At 26.3% G+C, this 14,489-nt stretch carries 14 protein-coding genes and 1 pseudogene; 2 read left to right on the top strand and 13 right to left on the bottom strand.

From position 1 onward, the window contains the following. Positions 1-110 precede the first annotated feature (110 nt). The 4 genes from FYJ83_RS08780 to FYJ83_RS08795 form a co-directional block, all read right to left on the bottom strand. Positions 111-590: a hypothetical protein gene (locus FYJ83_RS08780; RefSeq protein ID WP_154439955.1), complete on the bottom strand. Its 480-nt coding sequence runs from the start codon at positions 588-590 to the stop codon at positions 111-113. Further along, positions 587-1,027, bottom strand: coding sequence for a LytR/AlgR family response regulator transcription factor (locus FYJ83_RS19955; protein ID WP_154439956.1), 441 nt, complete (start codon positions 1,025-1,027; stop codon positions 587-589). The genes FYJ83_RS08780 and FYJ83_RS19955 overlap by 4 nt, the downstream gene beginning before the upstream one ends. 32 nt (positions 1,028-1,059) lie before the next feature. After that, a complete protein-coding gene (locus tag FYJ83_RS08790; RefSeq protein WP_154439957.1) occupies positions 1,060-1,296 on the bottom strand; it encodes a response regulator in 237 nt (78 codons plus the stop codon). 531 nt (positions 1,297-1,827) lie between these two features. Next, the gene (locus FYJ83_RS08795) at positions 1,828-1,998 is read right to left on the bottom strand and encodes a hypothetical protein (protein ID WP_154439958.1); all 171 of its coding nucleotides are present in this window, start codon (positions 1,996-1,998) and stop codon (positions 1,828-1,830) included. A gap of 159 nt (positions 1,999-2,157) precedes the next feature. Between FYJ83_RS08795 and FYJ83_RS08800 the strand changes: the two genes are divergently transcribed. Next, positions 2,158-2,553, top strand: coding sequence for a hypothetical protein (locus tag FYJ83_RS08800; RefSeq protein WP_229768540.1), 396 nt, complete (start codon positions 2,158-2,160; stop codon positions 2,551-2,553). A 316-nt stretch (positions 2,554-2,869) separates the two neighbouring features. Here the strand turns inward: FYJ83_RS08800 and FYJ83_RS08805 are convergent, their stop codons facing one another. The 5 genes from FYJ83_RS08805 to FYJ83_RS08825 all read right to left on the bottom strand — a co-directional run bounded on the left by FYJ83_RS08805 (position 2,870) and on the right by FYJ83_RS08825 (position 10,842). Continuing rightward, positions 2,870-3,778 carry a CPBP family intramembrane glutamic endopeptidase gene (locus tag FYJ83_RS08805; RefSeq protein WP_154439959.1) on the bottom strand — a complete coding sequence of 303 codons (909 nt, stop codon included), beginning with the start codon at positions 3,776-3,778 and terminating at the stop codon, positions 2,870-2,872. Between the two features lie 272 nt (positions 3,779-4,050). After that, positions 4,051-4,218 carry a hypothetical protein gene (locus FYJ83_RS08810; protein ID WP_154439960.1) on the bottom strand — a complete coding sequence of 56 codons (168 nt, stop codon included), beginning with the start codon at positions 4,216-4,218 and terminating at the stop codon, positions 4,051-4,053. A 1,235-nt stretch (positions 4,219-5,453) separates the two neighbouring features. Further along, entirely contained in the window at positions 5,454-8,558 is a 3,105-nt protein-coding gene (locus FYJ83_RS08815; RefSeq protein ID WP_195837965.1) for a lantibiotic dehydratase, read from the bottom strand. Positions 8,559-8,761: 203 nt separating this feature from the next. Beyond that, a complete protein-coding gene (locus FYJ83_RS08820) occupies positions 8,762-10,075 on the bottom strand; it encodes a lanthionine synthetase C family protein (protein WP_154439962.1) in 1,314 nt (437 codons plus the stop codon). Between the two features lie 20 nt (positions 10,076-10,095). Then, positions 10,096-10,842 (bottom strand): flavodoxin family protein, encoded by a 747-nt coding sequence (locus FYJ83_RS08825; RefSeq protein WP_154439963.1) that lies wholly within the window; start codon positions 10,840-10,842, stop codon positions 10,096-10,098. 180 nt (positions 10,843-11,022) lie between these two features. On the opposite strand from FYJ83_RS08825, the pseudogene FYJ83_RS20615 reads away from it, so the two are divergent. Continuing rightward, positions 11,023-11,923 (top strand): annotated as a pseudogene (locus FYJ83_RS20615) (IS982 family transposase). Between the two features lie 142 nt (positions 11,924-12,065). Here FYJ83_RS20615 and FYJ83_RS08835 read toward each other — a convergent pair. The 4 genes from FYJ83_RS08835 to FYJ83_RS08845 all read right to left on the bottom strand — a co-directional run bounded on the left by FYJ83_RS08835 (position 12,066) and on the right by FYJ83_RS08845 (position 14,332). Then, positions 12,066-12,293, bottom strand: a complete 228-nt coding sequence (locus tag FYJ83_RS08835) for a hypothetical protein (protein ID WP_154439964.1) — start codon at positions 12,291-12,293, stop codon at positions 12,066-12,068. Positions 12,294-12,509: 216 nt separating this feature from the next. Next, entirely contained in the window at positions 12,510-12,641 is a 132-nt protein-coding gene (locus tag FYJ83_RS20265; protein WP_268233514.1) for a hypothetical protein, read from the bottom strand. 677 nt (positions 12,642-13,318) lie between these two features. Further along, on the bottom strand, positions 13,319-13,654 hold the full coding sequence (locus FYJ83_RS08840; protein WP_154439965.1) for a hypothetical protein: 336 nt from the start codon (positions 13,652-13,654) through the stop codon (positions 13,319-13,321). A gap of 24 nt (positions 13,655-13,678) precedes the next feature. Then, complete coding sequence (locus FYJ83_RS08845; protein ID WP_154439966.1) at positions 13,679-14,332, bottom strand: CPBP family intramembrane glutamic endopeptidase; 654 nt, start codon at positions 14,330-14,332, stop codon at positions 13,679-13,681. Positions 14,333-14,489: the final 157 nt, after the last annotated feature.

Here is a 14,489-nt window from a genome sequence, read left to right on the forward strand (position 1 = left end):
GATTATAAATATTGACTATTTGCTTTTTAAAGTTTTCTTCATAATGTTTTCTAGACATTCTATTCTCCTCCTATAATAATTATATCATGTTCGGAAAAGAATTGTCCTATTTAGTATAGCCTATCCAGATAGATTAAAGAATAATTATTATTTCTTCTATATTCATATATCTTTACTATAATAAGTACTAATAACTTAGATACAAGTAGCCCTTGCAGATAATATATTATATTATTTAAAATAAATTGTGGGTTTTCACCAGTTAAAGCAACAAGAATTGCAATTACTATTACTTCGGCTGATACTAGAAAAATAATAAGAATTAAATTTAGTATTATCTTTAATAACAGTTTTCCTTTATATAGCATAGATATAAACATAAGCAATATAAAATAAATTATAGGAAATACAATTGTATTTTTATAATATATAGTTGTAATAATTGTAAGACTCATCATAATAAAATAAGATAATAGTTCTATTTCTTTATTCACCTTACAGTCTTTTAGTAATGCTCTCATATAATAATATGTTATAGCTGTCTCAAGAAATAATCCTACAGTATCTATTAATATTCTAGAGTTATTCATACTATATTCCTCGTAATAAATCTATTAAAATCTTCCATTACTTTTGATCTTAATCTTTTGCTAATTGGAACATTATCTCCATTTTTTAGTAGAATTAAGGTTTTATCAATAATCTTTATATATGCCATGTTTATTAAAAATCCTTGATGACAACGAACAAATCCATAAAATGATAGTTTTTTCTCCTCATCTTTTAATTTACCTATACATTCATATCTATTAATTCCATCAAATATAAACAAATGTCTATTATATGCCTCAATATAAATTATATCTTTAATTTCTAATGTAGCAGTAGAATCCTTGTATTTAACTATGTACCTATAATTATTGACCTTATATTGTTCAATCGCTCTATTAAAATCTTTTCTAAATTCATCTTTATCAATAGGCTTTATAAGAAATTGAAAAGCTCCTATCCTAAAAGTGTCTGACACAAAATTCACATAACTTGTTATAAAAAAGATTATTATATGATTATTTCTTTTTTTATTTCTTGTGCAGTGTCTATACCATTTATTTCTTTCATTTCTATATCCAAAAAAAGAAAATCAATTTTTTGCTCATCATCATAGGCATTAATCAAATCTTCTCCACAACTAAATTCTACTATACTCATTTCTGGATATAAGGTTATGTATTCTTCTAAATAATTTTTAATTTTGTTCCTATAAAGTTTTTCATCATCACAGACGGCTATATGCATTATATACACCTACTCTTGAGAAATATTTATTATCATTGATAATATTCTTGTTTTATTATAAACTTAATATATCATAAACGTAAAGAATATTTTGTCAAATTTTGTAACAATGTTAAAATATAAGAAGTTACTTTTAATTAAAAGTAACTTCTTATATTGGGTTCATCGAAAAAGTAAAAAAATATTTAAATTTTTTTAAGAAAATCCTTAAAGCAAAAAGGGTTTTCTTTTCTTTATGTCGAATATATAGAATGAGGTGATATATTATGATGACAGGAGGAAAAAAGGATAAACAACAACTTCGACTAGAACTTGTAATGTTAGACCAGCTTGTAAAACCAGATCATGATTTAAGAAAATAGGCCTTCTAGCCAATGCTTCTTCCACTTCTGTTGCCTTTGATGGTTCTCCTTATTATTCAGGTGCAAGCCATTATGGTGTAAAGATTTGTGATTGCAGAGCCAGAGGTATCTACAATTGTAAATGCCCTAGAAGATATTCAGACCCTAATGCTACTTGGGGGTGGGATAGCTATCGTGAACGATGGTTCTTTGGTGATACATCATTTAATGTAACTGCCTCTGATAGTCCAAATGATCTTCCTATATATCTTAAAATAGTCCAGGCTAGCCGCCATGATAGTGTTACTACTGTTTTTACTCTAATAGATATCTTTGAGATGTATCCTAATCTAAAATTCAAGAATTTCTTAGCTAATGGAGCTATGGATAACTATACACCTTATGAACTATTAAAGCATTATGATATGATTCCTTTCATCTCTATAGATTTAAGAACAAAAGCAAAATTCAATTGCAAACATCCAAGCATTCTCTGCTTTGATGATAAAGGAAGACCTATATGCACCCTGGTGGAATTCCATATTACAACTGGGGATACTCTAAGCCTAAAGGCATAAAATATCGTTGTTGGTTTTCTTGTCATAGAGAGGAGCCATCGAAAGAATGCAAATGTTCTAATAGCAAATATGGTAAGGTAGTATATTTAAAGCCAGATTATGACCTTAGAATGTTTCCACCTGTACCTAGATATTCACAGGCTTTTAAAGATAAATTTAAAACCAGAACATCTGTAGAACGTTCGAATAAGGGAATGTTTGTTGACTATCGTATTGAAGATATGCAATTACAAAGTTCTAAATTAAAATTTTGCATATCTAATTTTACCGCTATTAATATCCACCTAGATGCTTGGATAAAACACCTGAAATTTAGTTTTATAGCTACATTAGGATAAGTGACATAAATATTAGATTATGATATTTATATTTTTACTGATTTAAAGTCTCATACCTAGTGGCTTAGTTTGCTATGCCTCTTTTAAGTTATCCAATCACTTCAATATGTATTTTTCAAAGTTCATTCTATTTTCATTTCCGAAACTTCTATGGTTTTACCAGCAATATCCTTTATTATGATTATCTTAGATATTCTCAGTTACTTTTCGAGATACTACTCCTACTTAATTAAAATAAATCTGGTAATTCTGTCTAACTTAATCTTCTCTTATATATATAGATTATATTTATATTTCTAATCTCCAATCATGAAATTTACTTTAATGTATTTATAACTAATTTTATCTCTATTAATGTTATTATAAAAAATAGTATTAAAGCAAAAATTATTCCTCCCCCTTGAAAGAAAATCTTATATTTCTCTTTATCTTTTTTAAATTGTGGAATAATCTCTTTTATTTGAAAAACTTTTACATCTTTTATTTTCAAGTAATTTTTTCTCTTTGCTACAATATATAACACAAAGGCTGTAATCATTGAAATAATAGTTAATATTAAGAATTCTATATTTATATTTTCTATTAAAAAAGATTGTTTTATCCAAAATATAAATGAAGTAAAGAATAAATTTATAAACATATGCATTAAAATAGAATATGATAATTGATTTGATTTAACGTATAGGACTCCAGTAAATATCCCTGCCCAAAATGTATCTACTATTCTATGAGCATGAAGCATACCAAAGATAAGTGAAGAAATAACTATAGCAAAGGCATCTCCATATTTTCGCAAGTTTTCCAATAATATTCCCCTATATACGATTTCCTCTACTATTGGTACTATAATTCCGCGTGAAATAAATATTCCAGCTATTAACTGCTTTTTACCTATACTCGTAAAATACAGAGATGAAAATAAATTACTTATTAAAATAGCTAATAGAAAATATATAGATAGAAATAAAAATACATAGAAAATGCCTTCTAATATTCCAATTTTTTTCTCCCTTAAAAACATCTTTTTAAAATCACAGGGAAATAATAAACAAGTTATAATCAGTATAAAACCCATATTAAATAGAAAACCATTCGTAGATTGATTATATATTCCTATTTCAGAAAGAATTGGTGGAACAAGTCCAAATGAAATCATATGTAAAATAAACATTAGCCCTACTTTATTGGATGATTTTCTAAAATCATCTTGGTTAATTTTCTCCATATATATCTCCCCCTAAAGGCCAAAAGTTTGGTCTAGATTTATTATTATCATATATATTAAGGTTTCTGTCCTAACCTTAAATTATCTTTATATATAACTAAACAAAATGAATATATTTCTTGATTCATAGTTTCCTCCTTTACTATCCCTATGATAAGATAACATTATAGAATCTCTATACATATATTACCTATCATTCTAGTCAATTAACAATAGCTTACTATATTCCATATTTTTTATATTACACTTAATAGAACTAATGCACTGCCTAATTATCCACTTAATAAAGATAAATCTTCAATATATCCCTCGATATAATTATCTTTATTCTCAAGTACTTCTTTATTTTCTTCAAATCTTTTAAGAATAATATTAATATTTTCTTCAATATTATCTATATATCTATAATCCGTATCATCTATATATGAAGAAGTTTTCATAGCTATGGTATTTGAATAGCTATGGCGAAGTACTGGCCTGTATAGATTAAATTTTTGACTTAGCTAATTGATTGTATTAATTAAGTCATTTTTATATAATTTTTCTTTTTCAGTCCAGCCCATATTTTTAGCGACATTTTGTAATCCTGTTGCTATACTTATATCTCCATAATACCAGTAATCTAAGTGACAGTGTTCATCTTCATATTTTCTTATTAGATATTGCTCAAATGATAGCTGGGAAGGTCATATGGAATATCATCTTTATAAACTTTAAATTTCTCATACAGTTATCTACCTTATATCCAAGACTAAATGCCTTAGATAACACAAAAAGAGGTCCCATTATTCCAGGCGAAATCCAAAAGATAATAAAGGCTTCCCGAAAGTCCAGAAACAACATCATATTTGCTCATAGTAGTTTCGGGATCCTCAGTAAATAATTCTGTATTATTTATCATAAAGTCAAGTAGTACTTATTTAAACTATTAGAAACTCTTTTTAAATGCCCTGTTTTTTGCTATATTGAGATACTACAAAACATGTATATCCAAAACTTGTAATCATTCCAATATCATTTTCTACAATACCATAATTCTCGAATCCTTACTTAATTGCTTTACACATATCATATCCAATCTTTTCCCACTTTTCTCTATCTTCCAGAAAAGAAAATCCTTCTGAGATTAATAAAATTATATCTTTAAAATAAACATGATTTAAAGTTCCCTGATCGTACTCGATTTTAATATAAGAGTATATTTCAAAAAGAAATCTATCTATTTTTGCTCTTATTTTATCAGATAATTTTTATTGTATTCCATATTTCCTCCTTAAAATATCTATCTGTATATCATAATATATCTAAAGCAATATTAAGATATTTAAAAATGAACTTAATAATAACCATAATTTTGAAAATTTGGATTAACTACTATTCATTTTAGTAGATTATATTAATTGATTCTAGAATATTAGGACTTATTCAGCATTAGAGTATTTAAGTCTCATACAATATAAATTACATAACCTAAAAAACTATCTAACTAACTGTTGACTGTCCAAATTGCATATTAGTAATTACTTGTACGGTTTCATAATTTTAATAACCCATAAAAATTTATATTTTACGGATTTGCTTAAAAGATGCTCCTCCAACTTTATTGTTTTTTAACTAGAAACCTCAAAAGTTAATTACAGTTGTTAATAATATCTTTTATACTTTTTCCAGCTACCTAATTATTATTATAAGCCAGCTTCATGTTTTTATCTTTTTCTATAAGAGAATATAATGCATGTCTTATTAGGGCTAAATATTTTTCTTCATATTCCCTTTTTCCAGTTAATCTATTGCAATACATATGCATTAGAGATAAGATTATGTTACTTTTATAATTAGTATTTTTTTTATTACTTACTACCTTCGATAACTTTTCTTCTAATTCTTTTAAATTTTTTTCTCTAGCTAGTATACTAGCCTTTAATTCTATCATCCTATGATCAATAGATTCTATTTCATCAGTTAATATATTTTCTACCATGTCCATATATTTTTTTCTATCCCTCCTAAACTCTTCTCTGTAAACCTTAGGATAGGCATTAATGTCTACAATTACTAACATTTCGGCTTCATTTTCTGTCAATCCCTTTAACATTGTACATAATCCTATAATATAGGCCTTTTCTATTTCATTCTCTTTTTCCATATCAAATAAGTTTAATATACTAATAATAAACTCACTATCTTTATTGAATAAACGTTCTATTCCATCTATTAATTCAATCCCTCCATAGCGATTAATCTCTCTTTGATAGGCATCAAAAACCCATCTATTAATTAAAGCTTTTTCTTGAAGGTCCAATAGCCAAGTATTTAAGGATGGTATCTTTTCTATAGACTCTTTCTCATCACTGAATTTAAATCTAATCCTTAGATGTTTTCCTTCTTTATCAAAGTATCTTAGATAGAAAAATTTAGGATTATCTAGAATTTCTAATATACTAGGTATACTTTTAAGCACCTCATCTTCTCTATTTCCAATTCCATATAATTTTATATATATCCATCCATCTTTAAATGGTGGAAATATTCTATTTTCATTTTGCAAAACTAAATTGTCCTTTACGTAGTTTTCTATACTTGGCTTATCCACTTCTTTTTCTTTATTATTTAATATAAAAGAAAATACCATTTCAGAAACATAGTTTCTTTCCTTTTTATCCTTCACAACACTTCCCTCAAATAACCCTCTCTCTAATTCACATAGTTCTAACTCTTTATTTTTCTTAACTGAAGAATACATTATCTCCATGGACTCTTCTTTTTCTAAATCTAGAATTAGCCTATTATCGTATTCACATAAATAAATCAATCTATCTATATTATATTGATAGTCATACTTTTGAAAGCTATTTTTAAATTCTTCAAAAGTATTTAATTCCAGCATTTCATATGTAAAAGTCCATTTTCGCGGGTGTATTATTATTCCTTTAAAACTGATTCTAGGAGTATAAATATATTTATTGTCATATAACATATATAGCCTATCAACAAACTTATCTTCATATCTATTTGAGATTTCCCTTAAAAAGCTTAGAATTTTACTATTTATAGCTGTGTTTAACATATTATCTCCAACTATTTTACATATTCTATTTTTACTCCTTGACTTTATATATAACTTCTTATCTTCAGATAATCCAATGACTAAATCTTCTAATGTAATTTGATCAGAAGTATCTTCATCTGTCAAAGCTATTGGAAAATAATAATTATGATTCTTAAATCTATTAGTTACGTTATTTGATCTTCCAGAGACAGTTAATTCTCTTGATTCTACTAAGATATATTCATCTTCAGAAAGACTTATTTCCTCCCTATAAATTTCATTATATTCTTTTAAAAGATACTCCTCGAAGAGATTTGCAAATCGTTGAAACATACTCCCAGCCTTTGATGATCCTTTATTTGGTCCTACTACTATATTATATTCATCACCTACTTTTGTTATAAAAAAGTTTATATCAAAAGATTTAGGGGGGGTTTTTTCTGGATATTTTTCTATAATTCTTGTAAAATCATCTTTATTTAAAATTACATCTTCTTGATTATTCATCAATGCAAATATAATTTTACTATCTATAACTTTTCTAATTTTTTTATCTCTTTCAGATATTGACCTAGCTCTTCCTTCCACTAAAGATAATCCATTAAATCCATTAGGATCAATTATTTCAGTTAGAGGGACTTCTACATTTAATCCATAATTTTCGGAAAATATATCTATAAATTTATCTAGTTTAGAATAGTATTCACTTTCTAAATAAAGATTACAAAAAACATTAACAAAATCTTCAATCCTTTTCTTTAAGGACATAGGTAAAGTGTTTTTTTCTAAAATTAATCCTCTATTAACCTCCAAATAATCTTTTGTTATATGCAGTTTCTCCATAATTTCATATATATTTTCTATAATCTCAATATTTTCTACAAAAGTTGTATTTTTATTATACGTATCTATTAGTAATTTCAATTCCTTTAAATTATTTGTTATATCTTCAATCTTTTTATTGTTTTTTAGCTTCGAGATAACATGCCCTAAACCATCATTACAATAAGCAGGTAACCTCAAATCCGTCAGTAAATACTCATTTTCAACTAACATACCAAGCGTATTATCCACAACATGCTCTGGTATCCCTTTATATATTTCACATATCTTGAACTTTAAATCTTTATAAGCTATAAAAGATTTTGAGTTTTCTTTTATGATATCAATTAGCGGAGAATATCTTATATTATTTTCTTCTACATAATTTTTGAGATTATCAGCATTCCCATGATTAGAAAAATATGGGTTATTTATCCGATCTCCATATCTATAACAAATGGTATTAAACTGTAATTGTAATTTCGATAGTACTTCATGATTTTTTTCTAATTCATGTATTAGATGACATATCCAATAAGTATCTATCTTAGCATCCCTGATAGCTCTACTCTCGTCTATAATAACAGTATCTTCTTTTTCACTGTCTGAAAATTTCCCCAATGCTACACCTGCAAATAATCCATAAGGAGTTGGTCTAGATGATGCTCTAGTTATGTACTTTAGCAAACTAAGATTATAAGCCTTTTCTTTTTTCTTATTTTTTATATCCATATTAAGGGATCTTTGCAAAGACTTACTTGATACTAATAGACTTTCATTGAGAAAGCCATACATACTTTCATCACTAACGAATTCTGATATATCATTTTTAGTTAGTAGTTGTGAGAGCTTGTCTATTGATAAAGCTGGTGTTCTTATCATAAAAATGTCTTTACACTTGTATTTCACAATATCACCTCTTTGATTTTTTATAGATTCTTTAACTAATAAAATATATAACATTAAAATGCATTAAACACTTAAAATAAAATACAGTCCATATTCAAAAATAACATGAACAGATAAGTCATCATACAATGATTTTTAATAATAAACCTTATTATTCATTTCATCTACTGATTTATCATATTATGGTTTTATCTCTAAGCACCTTACTTTATTAGCATTAATTTCCCAAATGATGTATCTTCTATAATTGTACTTAATAAAGCTAATACAATCCCTGTTGTTCCTTCCATAAGGCTCATGTCTTCTTTATTAGTTTCAATAATTTGATTCCCATCTTGCATAATTTGTCTATTTATAAAACCATATCTATTTTTTTCGCTAAACATGTTAAATATAATTTCTAAATTATCATCTATTGTTTCAATAAAGCTTATATCTTTAGTATCCCTATATGCCATTATACGTATAGCTAAAACGCTTCCATATCCATGACATAGTATTGGTGTAATAAGTCTATAATCTTCTACATCTTGGTTGACAATATTAATTAAATCTTGTTTATATACCTCTTGTTTTCTATTATCCCCTATATACATAGCTGCTAATTCTAAGCCTCTAGCTATTCCTAGGTTTCCATAACACCAACTTGATATAATAGGTCTGACATCTTTATCATAATCTCTGCGTATATAATCCTCAAAAGAAAGTTGGCTAGGCCAAATTGCTATATTTCCTTTATATCTTTTATATTGATCATAAATGTTAAATAATTCATCAATCGCCTTTTCAATACCTTCTACTTCTATCTTTTTATGATACACTTTAGATAAGGTAATTAAAGGCCCTATCATTCCATGTGCCAACCCAAAATTAAAATTTCCATTTGGAAAATCATTTTTTTCTTCAAGTCTAAACTGATTTTCTTTCTTAATATGAAAATTAATAACATCATACATATTATGTTTATGATAATTCGTTAGTCCTACTAAATAATCAGAGATTGCTACTATCTTTTTATATTCATCTTCATTCCAATCAAAATCCAATAGATAATATAATGTACCTGCAACTCCTAATATAACATCATACATGCTCATTTGCACAGACTGATTATTTTCTAGTAAGTATTGTACATAAGCAAAGTTACATTCTAATAGTGCTTTATTTAAAGAATTAGAGAATCTTTCTAAATTGCCTGTCCTTTCATAATATAAATTAACAGCAAAACTCATATATCCCAATCCTGAATACATAGAAGTTATATTATTTATTCCTACTTCACTTTCAATTTTTTGCTTTATTGCTTTGCACAGGTCATATCCTATTACTTCCCATTTGCTTTTATTTTCTAAAATAGGGTACGATTCTGAAATACCAATAAGAAAATCAGCATAATCCTTAGGATTAATTTCTTCTGAATCATATTTTCTTTCAATATATTTAAAATACCACTTTAATATCTCGTCCACCTTCTTCAAATTTTTTTCAGATAAATTCATATAATTCAGACTATCCATATCTTTCTCCTTTATTTTTATTATTTAACATTTATCTTTCTATTTTTTCTAGCAAATTCTTGAAAAGAGTCACATTCTTGAATCCACCTTTGATTCCAATAATTACATTCATATTTATTTTTCAAAGATTGATATAATTCTATATCTTCATGAACTCCTGTAAACATCTTCTTAAAAAATATAAAAGAATCCTCTAGTAAGTCATTAGAATATCCATAATTGTCCTCTACTCTTTTAATAAAATCACTAGAACTACTTTCAATAAAACTTTTAAATTCATTCTTTAATCTAGCAAAAATAAAATTATCTAAATTCTTTATCCCTAATCCCGATTGTAAGCCCCGAATGTATTTACTCACTACTTCCTGCCCGTTTCCTTCAGTGGTTGTAACTGTAAAACCTAATTTACCTGCATATTCCAATAAATGTAAGCTGCTTGAGATCCTGTCTATAAAAGATTTCATAATTCCAGGCAATGCATGAGCATAAACAGGTGTAGAAAATATAATAATATCCGATCTATGAAGTTTTTCTTTTATTATGTTAAATTCATCTTCTTGGTCAAGTGGACAGAAACCTCGATTAAAGCAATTCATGCATCCATGACAATACTTAATATCATAATCATGTAAAAAAATAATCTCTATGCTAAAGTTAAATTTTTCTTTTTTAATTCTTTCTAATAATTCCTTAGTTATTTTATAAGTATATGATTTAGGATTGTTACTTCCAACTATAGCCAATATATTATAATCTAATTTTTCCATACTATTCTCCTCCTAAAAGCAAAAGTTGAGTCTATAATTTATTATCTTATTATATTAAATATCCTATTATGACCTGAGTTAGCTCGTTGTGCTAGTTAAAATTTACAAATATAAAAACTCCAACAATTATGTTAATCTATCATTAATATCGACAAAGGAATTAAGTTAGAAGGATAACATATGCTAGAGTTTTTTAATAAATATTTTAACAAAGAAGTTACTGATTTAAAAGACTTTATTACAGTCGTTTATATCCTAATTGATGACATTTACCAAGAAAATTACTCCAACATACATTAAAGAACGCCACAATATCAAGGATGCTATCCTAAATGATAGTGAAATAATTACCATTAGTATCGTTGGTGAATTACTCCTCATTGATTCAGAAAAAGCTTGGTTGGAGTTCTGTATAAAAATCCAAAAGACTTATTTCCAAAATTCTGCAGTAGAACTATATTTAACAGAACCCGCTGGGCTTTACACTCAATGATTGATGAAATCCGTAAACAACTTACCAAAGTTCTAGGATACCAGATAAATCTGTTAGAATTGTAGATAGCATTCCTAGTCATGTATGTAAGTTTGATATAACACCTTTTCATAAATATTTTAAGGTTGATGCGACCTATGGATATTGTACCTCCAAAAAAGAAACTTATTATGGATTTAAACTACATACTCTTACTACAGTTGATGGTTATGTTATAGATTTTGTCCTTACTCCACCAATATTGATTATAGAGAAGCTATATGGGAGTTGGTTGAAATCTATGAGCATATAACTATTCTAAGTTATATGGGGTATTCCAATAAACACTTATCTCTAGATTTAGAGACTGGAAAAGAAATTTGGCTACTATTTATAAAAATAGATAATGCTAGAAACTCTCATCAAAAATGGATTCGTCAACATATGTTCAAACTCAGAAGACAAATTGAGACCACTTTTTCACAATTATCTGGATAACTTAATATCAATAAAATGATGTGGAATAACATAAATCTAAGACATATTAACGAACTTATATTTGAATCATATCTCCAAGTTGCTTTCTTAATAAGAGGTATCTTTCTTTAAAAAATAATTGGTAAATTTATCTAGTCTTAAATTCACTAACACATTAGACTAATTTATTTATATATAATCAAGTAAAGAGAATTATCTTTTTCATTTTAATTCACTGCTTTTCTAACTATTTATCAACAACCCTATTTTCTAACTATTCATCAACAACTCTACTATTTGCTGAAGTACCTGGTCCACATCCTCTATTTCCACCATATGAAGGATTAGGTGGACAATCAGGAATGCTAAGAATAACCTCTGTAATAGGTATACATATTATCGCTGAAACATCCCAAGTATTATAATTTGGAGAAACCTCTCCAGAATGTCTGTTATTTTTTACCTTCTTTAAATCAAGATCAAAATCTTTAAAGTCTCCCATTATTTTCCTCCTTAAATAAAAATTTTTTCGATAATTCTCTTTATCTTAATTTTCTCCCCTGAACATAATTTATATTTATATTTCTAGTCTCAAATCATAATAATCTTGTTATTTAGAATCGTCATTAGTAAAAGTATAGTAAAAGAACATATTATTATGTTTTTTGTATTCATTTTCCTATATATTCTCGTTTCCAATACCGCTAATGGTTTGTTATTATCTTTTACTATAGATAATAGATATACTAAAATCAAATGAAATATAGTCTATATAAGTATGGCCAATCATCATAATAGGTTTTTCATCAGTTCCAGCTATCCCGCAAACCTCTAGAGGTAACAATTCCATACCCTATGACCCACCATCTGTTATTTGAATATAAAAATCACTTGTGTCAAACCTTCACTCTTTAAGATATTCTTAAAAGCATTTTTTGCTTCAGCAGTGCCTGCTATTCCTGAATATATCCAATAAATCCATTTGCAAATGGATTTTTAGATAAATTAATCTCAAACATCCTTTTTGGTATAATAATAAAAGCAATTATAATTTGTTGCATGGTAATTTCTGCTGCTATTCTAAGTAGGATAAATCCTACTTAATATTTCTATGCCTACTAATGCTACTAATTTAACTATCATTTATAATAAAATTTCAAACTATAATCATATATCTACTTATCTTCTTCTCTATTCATTCCATATATAAATGAAAAAAATGATACTTTATCTAACATTTGAGTAATTAATTCAATTGCTCCTTCTGTCTATTAAAGTATCATCTTGTTAATTTCTTTTCAATACAATCTACAAAACTGGGCATTATTTCTTCAATATTGGACTAGCCATTGAATTTTAGTAATAAAAATAAAATATTATTCCTGCTATAGAAAATAACTCTTTAAATATTTTTTCTAAGATAAGTTAGATAAATATAAAAGACACTTCTATCACCTTAAATTCAAGATGAAAAAAAGTGTCTTTTGATATTTTAACTGCTTTACTATAAATTTAATTTATGAGAATCTATATATACTTTATATTTGCTATAATAACAAGAATCAGTGTTATAAGTTCAATTGAGGCTCCAAATATCATTTTAAAAATTTGTTTTTTATTATATAAATCTTTTTTATTCTTTAGCCTTCGATTTAAGTCTATTATATTTAATATAAATATAATAGCGAAAACAATAGATGTAATTATTCTAAATACTTTTTGCACATAGTAACCTATTTCACTATTCCAAATTTCGTTAGAACTAGTTAGAATTAAAGTTGAAAATATTCCCAGGTTAAGATAAAAAATTCTATCCTTCAAAGATACTTTAACAAATGATAAATTCTTAATATCTTTTTTCATAGCCTTCCTCTCTACTCTACCCCATTACTTATTTGATTTATATTTTAATAAAATCTCTTTTACATCAATATTTATTTCATCACCTACTCTAATTTTCCAGTTAGAGTGATATAAAGTTATTATTGCTACTATAAGATATATTATCGCCATTAGGATTTGTGCTAAGTCTACATTTACTACATTTTTTAATATAGTCATACCCATAAAAACAGTAAATGAATTCTGCATTATATGTAAAATAGTTGTTACTACAATTGAATTGGTCTTAACTGCAATATATCCATATAATATCCCGAATACTGTAGTATGTACAATTGTAATTATATTGTTATGAAGAATACCAAATATTAATGCTTGAGTTATTATAGCAAATTTGACTCCATATTTTTTTAGTAATCTCAATATTAAATCTCTAAAAACAAATTCTTCTATAAATGGCGAAATTAAACAAATACGAACACCTGTCCAAAACGTAATGTTAATAGTAGATTTATCGACTTGATATAAAATGCCTTTATACATTGAATATCCTTTAGTATTTAATATGAATTCAATTATAATTAAAAATAATAAAATTGTATAAACAGCAGCATGTTGATATATAAATAGTTTAATCATATCTATTGATTTGATATTTTTTCTTTTAAAGTATTTAATTGGTTCAATATTGTTTTCCATATCTATGGCCTCTTTTCTTAATTAGATTTTAATATCTTAACACTACGTACTATTAAGCTAACATATGGCTATATTATTTTCAATCCAATCGACAAAACTAGACATTACCTCTTAATTATTAGGCTGAATTATGGAATTTAAACAACAAAAAAGAGTA

It is taken from the genome of Tissierella pigra (assembly GCF_009695605.1).
GTDB lineage: Bacteria > Bacillota > Clostridia > Tissierellales > Tissierellaceae > Tissierella > Tissierella pigra.